A 16,281-nucleotide genomic window follows, 5' to 3' on the forward strand; every position below is an offset into this window, starting at 1 on the left:
ACATTTTGACGTTCGCAGGTATCCCAGGCTATACAGGTGTCTTGGCACTTCCCGTAGTAAGGATTTTACTTACTAGATAACGTGAGCTTCTGGGCGCGCAGGACGTTAAAGAACCTCGGTTCGTTGAACCAAGGTTCTTCTTTGAAAAAAACCACTCCATATTTTGTCCTTTATAGTTCTGTGGCGGTTTGAAGTCACACCTTTTCTATAGATATGGAAACGGCATCACGGATACAATCACGTATTTGGATGATTCGTCCTTACTTCCGAATACCTCTAGTCCATTCAGATCGAGGTTCAACTGTCGCTCGTTGACCTCACACTCTCCGTATTCATTCGATCCGAGGTCAATAAACACCCGTTTCATTTTTGGAAGCATCCTTCACCAGTGCACCTCCACATCTAATTTTGACCGACTCTACATGATATGTGGTCGCCTCCTATTGGTGAGCAGATCCTCGAATTTCCCATTAACATCGATCCCATCAGGGATCAAACCGCTGAGGGGCAGTTCCAAAGGGTTAGTCAACCTCCGTTGGAATAGCCCCGCACTTTTATTGCTGATTGCTCGTTGCCAGTTCTTCCACTATACGCATGCCTATGTGGGGTTCGCCGATTGACTGTGGTTACACCCTCGAAATAGTGATACCTGAAACAGCGGAAGCATTCGAAACATCGGAAACAGCGAAAGCATCTACCTCCGAAAAACTGAGCCTGCACAGTATCATCCGAAGTCGCTTTGCTCGCCTTGAAGTTGTCAACGTTGAATTTGTTGAGTTCTTTCTTGAAATCATTCATCTTTGCCACCTCCGGTTATAAAACGAATAGGTTGCACCAGCACATTGAAAAACAGACGAAGTTCATAAGGACTTAATTTACGGTCCGATTAACCCGATTGCTTAGTAAGCAGCACCATGTCCGCCTGCATATCCGCCGCCATCGGCGCTTTTAGCACTGACTGTCACCGTGTGGTGGCGGAAGGATGTACTGTCTGGAAGTTCCTGCGTTGTTCAAACGGTTTATTGCGGCTGCTGCTTTAATGGCGTTCCCGATTTCCTCGTAACTCGTACAACGGCAGATGTGCGACTCCAGCCATTCCTGATCATGTGGTCGTCAATCTCATTTTGCTGTTGAAGCATTGCATGCGCGTTCATGATGAATCCCGGAGTGCAATACCCACACTGAAATGAATAGCATTGTGCAAACGCACGTTGAATTGGCGTATCTCTTAGTCCTTCAATGGTCGGTACACATTGACCGACCGCTTCGACCGCTAACATGATACATGATTTGTATGGCCAATCGTTTACAGTAACCGGTGCATGCCCCGCAGTCTCCGTTCTCACAACCTGGTTTGGTTCCGGTTAAGCCTAGGTTTACCCGTAGTACATCGACAACGTATCTGCTGTGCGAATGACCACCATCCTGTCTTCGCCGTTCCCTCCTCTTTCAGGTGATTAGTGCACGTTATAAACGCGGCAGTATAGCACGTTGTCAGCGCGATGTGTCGAAGTGTGCGGGGTGATAGGACGTTTGGCACAGGACACAAAAACAGCCATTGCGTCGACGAAGTACTCCTTCGTAGACACAATGGCTTGTTACTTGTCCATACACCCGCTAACGGTAAAGGCCGGTAACAGGTACAGGGTGGCTTTTGTTGCGAGATTTGGGGAATGGTGCGTACTAATGATTCATACAAAGTTGGACCATCTCGTCCACTCTGTGTCTCCACGTATTCTGTAATGCGATGTTTTGGCGCGCTTTTGTCAGCGCCTCTGACGGACTGTCGCATTCAGACAGTGCTTGTTCAAAGGCGCGTACAATCCCACTTCCGTCCTTCACGGCGTAAACATAGGGAACCATGTCATCTGGAATGGGTACGCCGCTGGTTACAATGGGCTTGCCAACCGCCAAGTACTCGTACAGTTTCAGTGGATTCGATGCCGCACTGGCATCGTTCAGCTTCCGCGGCAGAAGCAAGATGTCCATCTGATGTAGGACATCCGGCAGTTCGTCATAGTCCACCGTTCCCATGTAATGGACGTTTGGCTCGGAAAACGCATCTTCGTAAGCTTGCTCTGTCGCCGAACTACCAAAATGCCCGATGCGCCCCATAAAATAAAAACTGACATGGGGAAAAGAACGCGCTAAGGTTTGGATCGACTGAAAGTCAATCCAGTGATTCAGCGTTCCCGCAAATCCCACACGCACGGTGGACTGGGGCTCATCAAACTCAATCGGTCGTCGCCCGGTTGGGTTCATAAACCGATCCGCATCGACGCCGTTGGGCAGAACATGCACGGCGGCAACCTGTAATTCTTCAACGGATTTCCGTTGTAGATGTTTCGACACGGTGGTCACCACAGAGGCCTGTGCAGCGAGTTGTCGCCAGCTGGATAAGACTCTGTCTCGCTGAAATCCGTACGGGAACGACAATACATCATCCACGACATCAAACACGAGGTGTTTCGGTCCCAGGCGTTGTATGAGCGGCTGGAACTGAGGTGTCCAGTTGGTGACATAGACAATGGTTTCGTCGCGCCAAGCACTCCCCCACCTGTTTCGGAGTACTTGATCCAACCTTCTGGCTTGCCACTTCAACCCAGTTCGGAACAAGTCGAGTTTTGACGGGATGGGTAAGGGAGGCACGAGTATATCAGTCTGCCCCTCCTGCTGGACAGTCCAGTTGACAACTGTGCCATCCAAAGTACGCCAACTCGAAAAAGGCTTGGGAGGCTCAACATATGCCTTCGGCCCAACGAAAGCTTGGGTCATTTGGCGCGAAGTGTCTGAAAATCCTGGTGTGCGGTACTGGGACATGCCAAACGTAATCCATCGCTTCATTCGCGTGCCATCCTTTATCAAAAAGTGTCTCCTCACGAAGCCCATTGTTGCCTATGAGCACACGGCTACACCGCGACATCTATCGTGCTGAACGATTCAAGCGGTGTTCTGCCAATCGCTCGCCTTTTGGAGGCTAATACAGGTTTCTGTGAAACAGGTGATAATTCATTAGAATTTGATGAAAAATTCATTAGAATATCATGAAAGACATCTGTGATGACAGATTGCCCCACTCTGTTGTCGTCATGCGGCATACAGAGATTCCCTTATGTATTCCAAATAACGGTCACCGCACTTGTATATTTCACTTCAATGACCGTTTCCACCAGACTGCGAAATACACAGCCAACAGAGCCATCAAGCTACCGGACAGTAGGAAAGGCCCTGTGGGGCCGATATATTGCCACGACAACGCCCCCACCAATGGCCCCAGTGCGGTTCCGGAGTCTTCGATGGACGTAAAGAGGCCGACAGCGCGCGTATGAAGCCAATGCGGAACCGCCTCCATAAAGAGCGCATTCCACGCGGGAAACACGACGCCAAAACTGACGCCAAACATGACCCCAGGAATAAAAGCTTGCCCCCACGTGTGGCTGATGGCCAGAGCGACAATACTGCAGGACGACGTGAAAAAAGCAGCACACAACAATGGCAGGCGCCCAAGTTTGTCCGACACTTTCCCAAACGGAATCAGGAGGCAAACCGTCATGACGCCGATTCCAATGAGTAACAAGGCGTATTGCTCGGGATGTAAGTGTAACGACTTTACGGCGAACAATGCCAGATATGGTGACACTGTGCCAATGATCAAGGTTTGGATGAGCATCGGCGGGAGAAAGATCTTCACCTTACGTGACAAAATACGAACCAGTTGAACCTCGCGTCGCAACGAAGGTGTGGCGTCCCTGCCACTTGGTTGAATCAGCCATGTACAGGCAAACACCACCAAGGAGGCAAAGACCAAAACGACTTTGATAATGGGTCGGTGGTGCAGTAGCACGTTTGGCAGAAACATGCCCACTCCAGTTCCTGTCATCCACGGCACAAACGCTTTCGCCAACGATTCTCCTTTGGCCCCTTCAGTTTGGCGGCCATAGTGTGACAGTGCAGCTGGCCAGATGGACGCAGCCCCAAACCCAAACAACACGGAAGCCATCCATAACGATGTAGCATTGTGGACAAACAATAACGTCACCACAGATACGACGGATACCGCACTTCCACATCTCAACAACAGTCGTGCGTATCCGCGTGCAGCCGCAATGCCATAGCACAACTTTGTCGCCGCGTCAGCGGCGAATTGACAACTTGTACAAAAGCCGACCCAGCCGATGGGGACGTGATCAACGTGAGGGACAATCAGAGGAACCCACACGTAAAACAACGCGGCACGTACAAATTCGTTACAGAATAAAACGCTTGTCCACGCCCATACGCTTCGTTCCATCGTCAGCCCCCTTTTGGTATTATCGTGTGCCGTATGACCCGCTGTAACTCTCGTGCATAACAAGAAAAGAGCCCCTTTATATGCGGGGTCTCTCCATGATGTCCGGCTGGATAGTCACGGTATACACGCACGCGTTTCACCACTTACTTCACGCGATGCATCGGTCGGTTCACATGATAAAGTAACCCATTTTTGTACAATCTATCATTCTTATATACCCACACGTTTCCAGCCGCATCGTGCAACGTCATGACGTCCAATTTATCGTCATACTGGATACTCGTGATCTTGACCTCAGGTAGCGGTAAAGACGCCACGCCCGACACCGCATCGTATTTGTACACTTCATCCCACGTACCGTGCCGGAGTTCGATGTACAAGTACTCGAGGTACGGTGAGAAGTACGTCTTTGTAACCGTGCGGCTGTGTCCAACCCACTCGTGAATGAGGACGGGTTTGGACTGCCCAGACTGCAATAGATACACGTCGAGATAGGCGTTCTGAACAAAATACAAGAGCGTTCCCGAATCTCCCAGCCACTCTAAATAGGTGATGTCTCCTGTTACACTCTGTTGAAACTGTGTGCCACTGGCATCCGCCACGACAAGCCGGTGATCTGCTGTGGCATAGGCCAGCTCTTGACTGTCTGAACTATACGCGTGCATCACCGCATCACGTGGCAACGCAGGTTTTTTCATCTTCGTGGCCGTGGCCGTGTCTACGGAATTGTTCTGGGTGTCAGAGGGGCCGAGGTAAGCGTTCACGCGGCTTAAAAATGCAAATTGCCCGCACGTGAGAACCAGTAAGGCACCGAGCCATAGGCCAATTTTCGCGCGCATTCTGAGCGCCTTTTTCGGCTTGACCTGCTTGCGATGTTTCTTCACCTCGTCCCCTCCCCATCCACTACGAAGCTGGTTGCGACGTACCTTTCGCCGAGCGGGTTGGAAGGCGCGACGAGAAATTTACCATTGTAATATAGCTCCGAACTGTAGCCGCCATCTAGGTTTGCGGCCACTTTCGCTCCATACTCCAGCATCACTTCTTGGCAGTCCAACAGGCTAGCGCCGATGCCTCCGTCGCCTCGCCCAGACAAAGCCAGTAGCATGATAGAGCCATCCTGGCGTTGACCAATGGCGCTGCGCGGAGCGATGCCCCAGGACCCATCGGCTGAACTTAAATATGGTTTACTGTCCTTCACCAGTTGTGGGCCGTAGGACACGGCTTCCTCAATCCCGAGTTGCTGCAATTGGCTGTAGGTGTACTTACCGACAATCAGAGCACCGCTTTTTGTAATACCGATGACGGGTTGGGCGGCCTGTTTATCGCCACTGACGTATTTCCCGCGGGAAATCGTCAGGCCCATCGGTTTCCCGCCTGTTCCGTGGCCCTGTCCATCAAAGAATCCGCCTCCGTTGATGCCCGCGACGGCGTGAGCGTCGTGAACCATGCTGGTGACCGTTTCACCAATGTTCCCCAGGTTTTTCGTGACCGCCACGTGAACACGCTTCGGGTCGTGGATAATCAACAGGCATCCCGTGTATTTGTCTGAATGGATGGGAATCACTTCGATTTGGTTGTCATGAATGTATGAGTAGTCGGCAACCTTCATCGGTCCGGTCGACATTTTATCGATGGATACGGGCATATATTTGCGCAAAGTAGCCGCCGAAAAAAACGGTTTAATGACCCACGGGTGCGAACTGGTCAACACCGCGCCAATCACAGTGCGACGTATGTTGTCAAATGGCCCGTACAACGCGATGGCCGCGGTCGAGCCGATAGTGTACACGAGAAACAGTCCGCAGTTCAAAGCAATACGTACACTCCGGGGGAGCCTTCGTCTCCGCTTTTTGCCATACGAAATCGAGATTTCAGGTTGCATCGATGCATTCAACAAAGGTCTCCCCCCTTTCGCTCATGGAAAAGAAGCGGATGGAATCCATTAGGGTATCCATTCGCTCCATCAGCAAAGTGTCTAGCGAGTCTATCATAGCATTGTATACGAATTGTTGGAATTGGTACATCACTTATGGATAACAACTTTGGTGCCTTTTGGGATGTTTTCATAAATCCACTTTGCATCAGAGATGGTCAGGTGAAAGCAGCCATGTGAATCTTTGACGCCCAACTTTGCCGCGTCAGCAGCAATCACGTGTCTGTGGATGTCCATCGGGACAGTGTGAAATAGGTAATCTCCCCATCCTTTCCAGGACACCCAATACTCCGCGCCTTCCTTAAACCTGGGCGCGTAAAACCAAGTTCCCCGGTTCTGTACGTAATAGGTTCCGGTGGGGGTATACGTGTCCGGGCCGTCCAGTCCCGAAGACGTGATCATCGTGTAGATGACCTGGTTGCCGCTCATGATGTGAATCCTTTGCGTGGATAGTGACGCATCAATCCATATGTTGTGGTAGCGCTTCAGGTTCGGATACGGCCCACCCGTTGGTGATGTCCAGTCAAACTTCGGCCCGACAGGGGTGTTGGGCGGCAGCAAATCTGCGGCATGCAGCTTTCGTGTGCTGTTCCACGAGGCAGGTTCAGCCTTTACAGAAGTTGTTGTTGGCGCAGATTTGCTGCTGGCGGCCGAGGTGGTTTTCACCACAGTCTGGCCGGCCGAAACCGTGGTTGGCTGGTGCGCAGTGCCCTTCGAATGAGCTTGAACGAAATAGTCTCCTCCCCCCAACACAAACAGGGAGATACCAGCAGTTGCAAGCAATGGCGTTTTGTACTTCTTCCACCTTGTTGCAAAGCTCATCATCCATCGTTTCCCTTCGTTCCATACTGCATCATGTGGTGTTGTTCACGGACGAGGGTTGACCCGCGACAGGGACAACCCTAGGTTATTCTATCACAATCCAACTGTAATAGATTCGGTATGGACACTGTGTTGGCAAAGGATCACGTAGGGAAACAGATGAGGGGCCGAGAGAGAAAGGCGCTTGTTGAACGAGGTATTGTCAAACAGCGAAGCAAGGCCGCATCGAACGACCTTGATCCCGCCTTCACCGTTTGCATGAACGGAAGATCATGGGGCAACTTCGTCCGCGCTGGCCATGCTTCGCAACGCCTTCTTGTCGACTTTGCCTAGAAGGTTCTTTGTAAGGTAGCTGACAAACCGAATGCCTCGCGGTTGCACCGCGTGAGCTGTCCCAGATGCACGGTCTCTCACCTCCCTCATGCGTCACCGACGTAGACACACCCATGTGTCAACAGGCGCGCCGTGCACACGCCTGCGTGCAGACGGTGCGTGACCAGACAGGGATTTTGTGGTTACAACGACCCGGCGCTCGGGAGCGTTGATTACACAGAATCCGCACTCAGTACCGACTGTAGCCGCATCGCCAAACCCAAGTCTCCTTGTACGCGCAATTTTCCACTCATGAATGCGATGGTGCCGTTCAACTTTCCTTTCACCATGTCTTTGAAATCTGCGGCTGATAGTTCCAACGTGCAGTGAGCTGGAACGGTCTCGCCTTCGGCTACGGAAACACTGTCCGGCTTCAAAATGATTTGATAGACCCCCGCGTCGTCTCCGGTCAGATTGAATTGGTACACCGCATCCAGACCGCCGGTGCGACTGGAGTCCGCAGAGAGTGACTGATGAATTTTCTCGAAAATCTCTTTCGTGGTTGGCATGGTCAAAGACTCCTCTCACATCGTGTCACACGTCTTTCCTTACTCCGACACAGTCTCGTCGCTCGTCGCGAATTGTATACTCATAGTGAATCTGCATTGGTCGTCAGGCTCGCGCGTTGTCACGCGGTCAAGCCGGGACTACCATGACAGGGCGAGGAGGAATGACTGTGCAGGAACGGTCCGTACGGATGAACTCGACGCCCATATTGCCCGCACCCTGCTATCGCACGTTGATGCATACGGTCTCAGTCCACTTTGGCGACTTGCTGTCCACGTGGGACGCTTGGAGTGCAGCGACGGAGCGCTTTACAGCGGAGCAGCGCTCGCAAGGGCAAGCACTCCTCACCTTCTTGTTCGGTCATCTCTCTGAAGTCGCTGTGCAAGAATCTGCCTTCATTGAAGGTTTTCTTAAAACTGTATCCGGCTTAAAACCACCCTTGTCGGCGGCCGACGTCGTCCTCATGCTTTCGGACTTTGAAGAACTCTTGCTGTCGGTGGTCCGGGTAGAGCTTCCGGATGAGGACCAGGAACCTGTTTATCACTGGATTCATTCGCTTGCGGCGAAGCTGATTCAAGCCTATTTAGACGTCGCACTGCCCCCTACCCGCGACGCGCGTCGCACAACCATTGACAGTACAGTGTCAACTTCGTCAACTTCTTCAACTGCAGAGGAGACATTATTTGCGAAGTTGCTCACCTTCGATGAACATCTCCTGTCGGCGCACGAAGCCTCGGACGTATTTCACACAGTGGTTATCGACAGCTGTGGACTTGCAGGCTTCCACCGGAGTGCCCTGTTTCTGTACAATCCGTTGACGAGGACTGTGGAAGGCATCTACGCGCACAACATACAGTTGGAAGAGGTGCGGAGAATTCGGGAAAACGAACGTCGCATTCCGCTGTTGCCAGCCGTGCTGCAAATTCCGAAGCCCGTTTACATCGAGGACGTCACCCCTGTCTTGCCCACCCACTATGTCAAGCATTTCGGTTTGACTTCATTACTCGTGTCCCCAGTACGTGGACCCCACGGTGAGCCTATCGGGCTATTGCTGGCCGACGAGGGCGGCCAACCGTTTACGGAGGACTCCACTCGAATGAACCTCATGGAGCAGATGCTGAAACGCGTTGCCCTGGCTCTCGGTGTACATTTACAATCTCGGGCCAGACAAACCACCTCACGGCGTTCACTGACCGAACGCGAGTTAGACGTGCTCCGCCGGATTGCGGACGGCTGCGACACGAAATCGATTGCGGATCTGTTGCACATCAGCGAGTACACCGTGACCGAACACGTGACATCCATTCTACGCAAGCTGAGCGCAAACAATCGAGCGTCCGCCGTAGCGAAGGCATTTCGTGCAGGCCTCATTCGGTAACCGAGTTACGCGTTCCTCGGCGGGCGGATAGCGGACCACACGTTGGCAGCAGTGGGTGGCGCGCCGTTTCCTCCCTTCATCTGGCTGTGCAACGCCCTGGGCCCAAGGTGAGAGACCACCTTGTCAGAAAGTGTAGTCTTACCGGAGGCGCGGAGGTATCCCTCGAATGGAGGAATTTTTGGATGTGTCTTCCCCTATGAATCTGGGGGTCACCACGTACCATGGTCTGATGTCTCCACTGTCAACGGACACCGAATCCAAATACTCGACAGATCCCTTTGGTGACAGGCTCAATCAGCGGGGACAGTCGCCACATGAACCGACCCGCCAGAGTCCCGACAACCACCCCGCCAATCACGTCTGTTGGCCAGTGTACGCCGACATACAGCCTGGAAACCATGGTCAGGACGGCGACAATGGTGAACGTCCAGCTCACCCATGATGCACTCTTCCCCCAACTTCCACTGGCAAATGCGAAGCTACCGGACGTGTGATCACTCGGGAACGAGGCGTCTGCAACGTGTGGAATGAGTTGGACGTAGCTACCCTTCGGTAAGACCACGAAGGGCCTCGGGCGTGCCCAAATGTGCCCAATCACTGCATTCATCAGTAGTGCGAGGACACCTGCGCAAAACGAGACGACGAGGGCGTGCCGACGTTGTATATCTCGGCGTGGAAGCGTAAACCAAGCCACGAGAAACAGGGCCGCGTACAATTCCAGTGCGTATTGCGCAAAAAACGACATCACCTCGTCCATGACGGGGTGATGTCCGGCGAACTGATTAAACCAATGGAAGACATGTATGTCAAATGAATTCATGGATTGGCTCCTCCCGCGATTGGAAGAGAAACCGAGATGGATGTGCCTTGGTTCTCTTCGCTTTCAATGTCAATCATGCCGCCGTAATGTTCGACCAATTCCTTGACGATGGCGAGTCCGAGACCGTTGCCGCCCTGTTTACGCTCACGTGACTTGTCCGCCCGATAAAACCGCTCAAAGACGTGCGGTAAGTCTTCTTTCGGAATCCCGCAGCCTGTATCTGAAATCACGATGACCACCCAATCGTCGTCTTTGCGTGAGGTCTGGACAGTCACCATACCTTCTGCCGGGGTATACTTCAGCGCGTTACTGACGAGATTGGTGATCATCTGACGCAGATGATCCGCCGTCACTCGAATTTCCACATCCGCTTGCAGGTCTTTGTGCACCGTGATTTGAGGGTATATGACAGACAATTGGTCTACCACATCCGCAACGACAGGGTCGACGAGGGTTCGCTGTTCAGCCTCATGACGGGAGGCCTCAAGGCCTGCCAGAAAGAGTAAGTCATCCGCGAGTTTTAGTAGACGCAGCGATTCCTTCTGTATGACCTGAATGGCACGGTCCAGTACGTTCGGATCTGTCTTCCCCCATCGAATCAGGAGGTTGGTATACCCGAGTATGGTGGTCAAAGGCGTGCNAATCTCGTGGGAAGCATCTGCCACAAAGCGAGTCTGCTGGGCAAATGAGCGCTGGATTCTGGACAACATGTTGTTGAACGTCAGCGCGAGACGCCCCACTTCGTCTTTGGTACTTGGAGGAGGTACTCGCTCGTCTAACCGGTTGGCTTCAATCCCCTCGACGACGCGAATCAATTGCTGTATGGGCCTCAACGCTGCCGCAGCAATCAAATATCCACCGAACCCAGCGAGTACCACAGCACCAAGACAGCCCACTGCGAGTACCGTCAGTAACGATTCCATGTACTCCTGGAATGGGCTGACATCCGACGCGAGTGTGACATATCCGACCAAGCCCGTCCCTGCCGCATTGGATACCGGCAGCGTTGTGAACATGACACTGCTGTCGTTTGGCAGTCGTACCATTTGTTGCTTCATGTTCTTGACTGGACGGAAATGAGTCACGACGTCGGCTAGGTCTAAATGCCCGACAGCTTCAATGACATTCCCTTTGGGTCCGAAAATCACGACATCTTGATCGTGCCTACTGTACTGCACTAACCACTTCTTCAAGCCCCAATTCGCGGTCCTGCCATTGTTTGCGTGGGCACTGTAGTACTGGGCGATGGTTTGCGCGGTGTTGGCGAGCTCGCTGTTCTGAATGGTTGACACTCGGGTGTATACCGTGAAATAAATGAATCCCCCGAACACCACAAGGATGACAAACAAAATCGACGCAGACAGGATGGCAATTTTGATTTTCACGAGGAGGTCGCGCCTTTCAGCATGTACCCGACCCCCCGAACCGTGTGGATCAGCGGAGGATCAAAGGGCACGTCGATTTTCTGACGCAGGTACCGGACGTATACGTCCACAATGTTTGTCTCTCCCTTGTAGTCGTATCCCCACACGCGTTCGAGCAAGAGATCCCGAGACAAGACTTGGTTTGGATTTCGCATAAACATCTCCAACAAGTCAAACTCCCGCGCCGTCAACGTAATCGGTTTCTGCTGACGAAACACTTCACGCGTGGCGGTGTTCATCGTCAGGTCTTGCACCGTGAGTGTCTTTTGTTCCGCAATAGAAGCTCGGTTCCTCCGCAGTAACACCCGTATGCGGGCAAGAAGTTCCTCAATGGCAAACGGCTTTTGCAGATAATCGTCAGCTCCAGCATCGAGGCCGGCAACGCGGTCTGGAACGCTGCCCCGTGCGGTTAACATGATAATAGGAACGTTGCTGACCGCTCGAACACGTCTGCACACTTCCATGCCGTTCATCTCGGGCAACATGACGTCCAATAGAATGATATCCCACTTCTGTTCCAAGGCCAGTTTCAGGCCTTCACGACCATCAAAAGCCTTGGTCACTTTGTATCCTTCGTACTCAAACTCCATCGCCAAGAATTCTGCGATATCTTCTTCATCTTCAACCACTAGAATACGATGCGGTTCATTCATGGCAATCCTCCGTGTGTTTCACCCTTGTTGACGTGGAAAAACCGAGTTTTCCCACTTTGTGCTTCCAACGCCACAAAGCCCCACTCACGCGTGCGAGCCATGTGTGCATCCCCATCCATAACATGCCTACTTTCGTGAAAGGGTACACACTGCCTATCGCATCACATGCGGTGAGTGGGGTCAAGTCATGCACATGTCCTGGCCGCTCGCAGTGTCTACGGAATCCGTTCGACTTAGGTTGAACACAAGCGAGGGCTACACTTTATTCATCATACCTCGGACAGGTGAGTGGTGTCTTTAAAGAGGATTAGAAATGCATGAGAGAGGCTACAGCCTGGCGATGATGAATGGAATCTGTGAGGGAAAAACCCCCCTGCACGGGGGGCGGAAGTTGGATTCATGTGCGCACGAGACGTGGCTCCTTGCTTTCCACGAGATATCCCGCATTCGGCTGGTCTTCAGGTTTCGGAAGCATTGGGCGAGATTTTTCGACTTTGACGCGCCGGACAAACAGGGACAGAATCAGCGCAATCACAGTTCCAATGGTCGCCCACCAAAAGGCATCGTTGATGCCATCAATCGTAGACTGCTTCATGGCGAGACCGTACAACAAATAGTTGGTAATCCCCTGCCCAGCTTGCAACGGCAATCCCATTTTGGCCGCCAAACCCTGTGCCAGACTGGCAACTGTCTGCGTCAGGTGCGGGTTATTGATGGTCATCAAATTGCGGTAGTCTGCGTAGTGCACTTGCGTCCTTGTGGTCATGACCGACACCAGAATGGCTGTACCGAGGGACGACGCAACTTGTCGAACCGTGTTCGACGCAGCTGATCCGTGACTGTACAACTCGCGTGGCAGCTGATTCAATCCCGCTGTCTGAATGGTCATGGCGATAAACGACATACCAAACATACGGAAGGTGTAAAGCAACATCACGTGTCCGTAGGTTGTGTCCGCGGTTAACTTCGTGAACTGCCACGTCGTCACCGCCGTGATGGCGAGGCCGATGATGGCTAACGGGCGGACGCCAATGCGGTCAAACAACGCACCGGAAATGGGTGACATGATACCCATCAACAATGCGCCAGGCAACATCAACAAGCCAGATTGCAACGGTGTGAAACCGCGAATGTTCTGCAGGTAAATCGGTGTCAAAATCATGGCGCCAAACATCGCCATGTTGACCACCGAGCCAATGATGGTCGTGAGCGTAAACACGTCAAAGCGAAACACGCGCAGGTTCAGCATCGGCGACGGAGTCGTTAGCTCACGGATGACGAACAGAACCAAGAAAATGACACCGATGATGATGCACGTCAAGACCAGCGAATCGCCCCAACCCTTGCTGCCAGCTTCACTAAAACCGTACAAGAGCGTGCTGAATCCGACGATGGATGTGACGGCTCCTGGTCCATCGAGCTTGGGTTTGGGCCCGGGCGTCTCCACGTTCGGCAGCATCACAATGCCCAAAATGATGTCGACCACCGCAATCGGTATCACGACGTAGAACAGGAGACGCCAACTCCAGTGGTCAAGAATCCAACCGGACAACGTGGGCCCTATCGCTGGAGCGAAAAACAAGGCAATGGCCATGGTTCCCATCGCCTTTCCTCGGGTTTGCGGCGGGAACAGGTCGAGGATGACCGTCATCATCAATGGCATCATGATCCCGGAGCCGGCCGCCTGTACAATTCGTCCCAGCAGCATCACGCTGAACGTCGGCGAAATACTGCAAATGAACGAACCAAGAGTAAATAGCATCATCGATGTGATGAACAACTGACGGGTCGTAAATGTTCCAATCAGAAAAGCACTTAACGGCACCAGCACTCCCGTGGTCAGCATATAGGCAGTGGACAGCCACTGCACGGTATCCGCAGACACATTAAAGGCGTTCATCAAGTGTGGTATCGCAACGTTGAGTAGCGTTTGATTGAGAATCGCTACGAATACGCCAAGCAGCAACACGAGCAAAATCGCCATGCGGTGCTCTGCTCTGCGTGCGTCGTTCACTCTCCCCTGATTTCCTTTTGCCAACGCAGACACCCCTTACTTGTGGATCCGCACGGTCGCGCTCTCTCCAGGCACCAAGCCAGTTCCTTCGTATCCCTGAATGGAAATGGTGACCGGAATGACCTGCGTCACCTTCGTATAGTTCGCCGACGTGTTGGATGTCGGAAGAAGCGAGAATGTACTTGCTGTCGTCAACCCAATGCTGCTGACGTTTCCTTTGATGGTCACTCCGGGATCCGCATCGACGTAGACGTCTACGTCCTGTCCCACTTTCACATCATTGATTTGGGTTTCCTTGATGTTTGCGGTCACCCACAAGTGATTCATATCGTAAGCATAGGCCAGTGGCGTACCAGCCGCGACGAATTCGTTTTGTACTGCAGAGTTCTGCACAACGGTTCCATTGCTTGGCATCGTCACAGGCACATCGATGGTTTTCCCGGCTTGTTGTACTTCTACAATGCCAACCGTGTCTCCAGACTTAAATTGGGTTCCAGTGGATCCTTTCCACTGGACTAACTTTCCCGTCGCAGGCGCTGCGATAGTGACCTGTTGGCCAGTCACCTGCGCATTGTCTGTTTCCAAATAAAGCGTCGACTGGTTGTAGAAGTAATAGCCCACAAAACCCGCCACGACAATCAACAAAATGATCACGAGATTTAATACCAATAGCCTTCGTGTGTTCACGAACACCTCAACCTCCCTAATTTTTAACGAACGTCACGATGATTATTTTACCCATTAAAGTATTTATTGCTGCAAGCGAAATGTCAAGACAACAAATTTTGAGGCGAGGACCATTTCGTAAAATCGTAAAGAAGGAACCCCCATTCATACGGCAGTTACCGCATGTGAGGGGTCAGATACTGAATCATGGATTTGAGCGCTTGCGCATGTCGATAATAGTCTGCTTTCGCATCTGAATTGTTCGTCTGTAAACTGAACAGCTCCAAATCCGCTTGAATTTTCTTGAGGCTGGTTAGGACCAGCTTTTTCTGATTCGGAGGCGCAGCGGGTTGGGCTACCAGATCAGAGTACAAATCCACGTATACCTGACCGTTGCTGTCGACTTGGGCTAGGAACACATCTTCCCATGTCGTGGCACCCTGGGTGCGAATTTGCTCTAGCAACCAGGCGCGCGTGTACCCGAGATTGGCGAGCGCATCGGGCAGTACCTTGCCGTCTAATATGACGACCGCGGGCGTTGACTCGTTGCTCACAGACAGATTCATGGTTTTCGGAGTCAACGGCTGACGGTCGGACTTCAACAGCACACTCAGATTGCCGTCCGGTTCCAGCGCGGCGAACTCCACGTCGGCCAGCTTGAATGCATCTTTGGTTCTCAGCATGGTCATGACGTCGTCGACGGTCAAGCGAGATTTGCGTAAGTTCTGATCCATCACCTTGCCGTTTTGGACAATCGGGGTGGCCTTGCCGTTGACCAAGTTGCGGAACGGCATCGATTTCATGGCGAAGAATCGCACACAGACGTTGAGCAAAGCCCACGTGACCATGGCCAATAGACCGTAGTACACCGGTTCGTTGTGATCCAGGATGGTCCATGCGGTCAGCGCGCCCAGCGCAATGCCGGAGACCACTTTCAGCGGTTGACCGACAAATCGGCTCGCAATCAACGAGAGCACAAATGCCGCTACTGTTCTTAAAAGAATCAACAAATACGGTTGCATGGACATCACCTCGCGGCGTGGTGTAAGGACTGAAATGCCCTTGCCCGTGCCGATGCGGCAACGAGGCAAGGGCTGTTGGCGAAATCAGAAGCCCTTGTACTGCGGCTCCTCGGTCTCGAGTTGTTGCACCCGCTGTTCGAGTGATGTAATGATGGCTTGCGTCTGGTTGGCCGCGTCCGTAAAACTCTGTTTGGCCTGTTGGTTTTGCGTCTGCAAAGCGAACTGTTCGAGGCTAGCCTGCGCACTTTTGAGTCCCGCCAAAGTCTGCTTCACTTGTGATGCGACGGTCATTCAATTCATCCTCCCGTTCTGTCTCCGAGCTTAGCGTCGGCCGTGAAGCCACGCCATTTAAACAAATTCCCATTTTCAAAGACGTGTA

General features: G+C 52.4%; 15 protein-coding genes and 1 pseudogene. 1 reads left to right on the forward strand and 15 read right to left on the reverse strand.

Annotated elements, in window-relative coordinates; genetic code table 11:
• Positions 1–205 precede the first annotated feature (205 nt).
• The 8 genes and pseudogenes from YWK_RS21915 to YWK_RS0111965 form a co-directional block, all read right to left on the reverse strand.
• A complete protein-coding gene (locus tag YWK_RS21915) occupies positions 206–367 on the reverse strand; it encodes a hypothetical protein (RefSeq protein ID WP_156909136.1) in 162 nt (53 codons plus the stop codon).
• A gap of 581 nt (positions 368–948) precedes the next feature.
• Positions 949–1,424 (reverse strand): annotated as a pseudogene (locus YWK_RS21505) ((2Fe-2S)-binding protein).
• Positions 1,425–1,683: 259 nt separating this feature from the next.
• Entirely contained in the window at positions 1,684–2,844 is a 1,161-nt protein-coding gene (locus YWK_RS0111935; RefSeq protein WP_026964980.1) for a glycosyltransferase, read from the reverse strand.
• Positions 2,845–3,148: 304 nt separating this feature from the next.
• A complete protein-coding gene (locus YWK_RS0111940) occupies positions 3,149–4,291 on the reverse strand; it encodes an MFS transporter (protein ID WP_026964981.1) in 1,143 nt (380 codons plus the stop codon).
• Between the two features lie 143 nt (positions 4,292–4,434).
• The gene (locus YWK_RS0111945) at positions 4,435–5,175 is read right to left on the reverse strand and encodes a hypothetical protein (RefSeq protein ID WP_026964982.1); all 741 of its coding nucleotides are present in this window, start codon (positions 5,173–5,175) and stop codon (positions 4,435–4,437) included.
• Entirely contained in the window at positions 5,172–6,188 is a 1,017-nt protein-coding gene (locus tag YWK_RS0111950) for a phosphodiester glycosidase family protein (protein ID WP_051375533.1), read from the reverse strand. Before YWK_RS0111950 ends, YWK_RS0111945 begins: the two co-directional genes overlap by 4 nt.
• A 126-nt stretch (positions 6,189–6,314) precedes the next feature.
• Positions 6,315–7,049, reverse strand: a complete 735-nt coding sequence (locus YWK_RS21080) for a L,D-transpeptidase (protein ID WP_051375534.1) — start codon at positions 7,047–7,049, stop codon at positions 6,315–6,317.
• Positions 7,050–7,591: 542 nt separating this feature from the next.
• The gene (locus tag YWK_RS0111965; protein ID WP_026964984.1) at positions 7,592–7,927 is read right to left on the reverse strand and encodes an SCP2 sterol-binding domain-containing protein; all 336 of its coding nucleotides are present in this window, start codon (positions 7,925–7,927) and stop codon (positions 7,592–7,594) included.
• 167 nt (positions 7,928–8,094) lie between these two features.
• Between YWK_RS0111965 and YWK_RS21085 the strand changes: the two genes are divergently transcribed.
• Complete coding sequence (locus YWK_RS21085; protein WP_051375535.1) at positions 8,095–9,303, forward strand: LuxR C-terminal-related transcriptional regulator; 1,209 nt, start codon at positions 8,095–8,097, stop codon at positions 9,301–9,303.
• Positions 9,304–9,544: 241 nt separating this feature from the next.
• Here the strand turns inward: YWK_RS21085 and YWK_RS0111975 are convergent, their stop codons facing one another.
• The 7 genes from YWK_RS0111975 to YWK_RS0112010 form a co-directional block, all read right to left on the reverse strand.
• Positions 9,545–10,123, reverse strand: coding sequence for a phosphatase PAP2 family protein (locus YWK_RS0111975; RefSeq protein WP_026964985.1), 579 nt, complete (start codon positions 10,121–10,123; stop codon positions 9,545–9,547).
• Positions 10,120–11,181, reverse strand: coding sequence for a sensor histidine kinase (locus YWK_RS19715; protein ID WP_425387180.1), 1,062 nt, complete (start codon positions 11,179–11,181; stop codon positions 10,120–10,122). Before YWK_RS19715 ends, YWK_RS0111975 begins: the two co-directional genes overlap by 4 nt.
• A 323-nt stretch (positions 11,182–11,504) precedes the next feature.
• A complete protein-coding gene (locus YWK_RS0111985) occupies positions 11,505–12,200 on the reverse strand; it encodes a response regulator transcription factor (RefSeq protein WP_026964986.1) in 696 nt (231 codons plus the stop codon).
• A gap of 397 nt (positions 12,201–12,597) precedes the next feature.
• Positions 12,598–14,184, reverse strand: a complete 1,587-nt coding sequence (locus YWK_RS19720) for a DHA2 family efflux MFS transporter permease subunit (RefSeq protein WP_084453685.1) — start codon at positions 14,182–14,184, stop codon at positions 12,598–12,600.
• Between the two features lie 66 nt (positions 14,185–14,250).
• Positions 14,251–14,901 carry an efflux RND transporter periplasmic adaptor subunit gene (locus YWK_RS0112000; RefSeq protein WP_026964987.1) on the reverse strand — a complete coding sequence of 217 codons (651 nt, stop codon included), beginning with the start codon at positions 14,899–14,901 and terminating at the stop codon, positions 14,251–14,253.
• 155 nt (positions 14,902–15,056) lie between these two features.
• Complete coding sequence (locus tag YWK_RS0112005) at positions 15,057–15,902, reverse strand: DUF421 domain-containing protein (protein WP_026964988.1); 846 nt, start codon at positions 15,900–15,902, stop codon at positions 15,057–15,059.
• Between the two features lie 84 nt (positions 15,903–15,986).
• Positions 15,987–16,193: a DUF1657 domain-containing protein gene (locus YWK_RS0112010; RefSeq protein ID WP_026964989.1), complete on the reverse strand. Its 207-nt coding sequence runs from the start codon at positions 16,191–16,193 to the stop codon at positions 15,987–15,989.
• Between the last annotated feature and the right edge of the window lie 88 nt (positions 16,194–16,281).

The sequence above is a fragment of the Alicyclobacillus pomorum DSM 14955 genome, from assembly GCF_000472905.1.
Classification (GTDB): domain Bacteria; phylum Bacillota; class Bacilli; order Alicyclobacillales; family Alicyclobacillaceae; genus Alicyclobacillus_A; species Alicyclobacillus_A pomorum.

What these genes read in the sequence shown, in the direction of transcription:
- YWK_RS0111965 (WP_026964984.1), bottom strand. Translation starts at nt 7,927, where the DNA reads ATGCCAACCACGAAAGAGATTTTCGAGAAAATTCATCAGTCACTCTCT.
- YWK_RS21080 (WP_051375534.1), bottom strand. Translation starts at nt 7,049, where the DNA reads ATGATGAGCTTTGCAACAAGGTGGAAGAAGTACAAAACGCCATTGCTT.
- YWK_RS0111975 (WP_026964985.1), bottom strand. Translation starts at nt 10,123, where the DNA reads ATGAATTCATTTGACATACATGTCTTCCATTGGTTTAATCAGTTCGCC.
- YWK_RS19720 (WP_084453685.1), bottom strand. Translation starts at nt 14,184, where the DNA reads ATGGCGATTTTGCTCGTGTTGCTGCTTGGCGTATTCGTAGCGATTCTC.
- YWK_RS0111985 (WP_026964986.1), bottom strand. Translation starts at nt 12,200, where the DNA reads ATGAATGAACCGCATCGTATTCTAGTGGTTGAAGATGAAGAAGATATC.
- YWK_RS0112010 (WP_026964989.1), bottom strand. Translation starts at nt 16,193, where the DNA reads ATGACCGTCGCATCACAAGTGAAGCAGACTTTGGCGGGACTCAAAAGT.
- YWK_RS21915 (WP_156909136.1), bottom strand. Translation starts at nt 367, where the DNA reads ATGAAACGGGTGTTTATTGACCTCGGATCGAATGAATACGGAGAGTGT.
- YWK_RS0111935 (WP_026964980.1), bottom strand. Translation starts at nt 2,844, where the DNA reads ATGAAGCGATGGATTACGTTTGGCATGTCCCAGTACCGCACACCAGGA.
- YWK_RS0111940 (WP_026964981.1), bottom strand. Translation starts at nt 4,291, where the DNA reads ATGGAACGAAGCGTATGGGCGTGGACAAGCGTTTTATTCTGTAACGAA.
- YWK_RS0112005 (WP_026964988.1), bottom strand. Translation starts at nt 15,902, where the DNA reads ATGCAACCGTATTTGTTGATTCTTTTAAGAACAGTAGCGGCATTTGTG.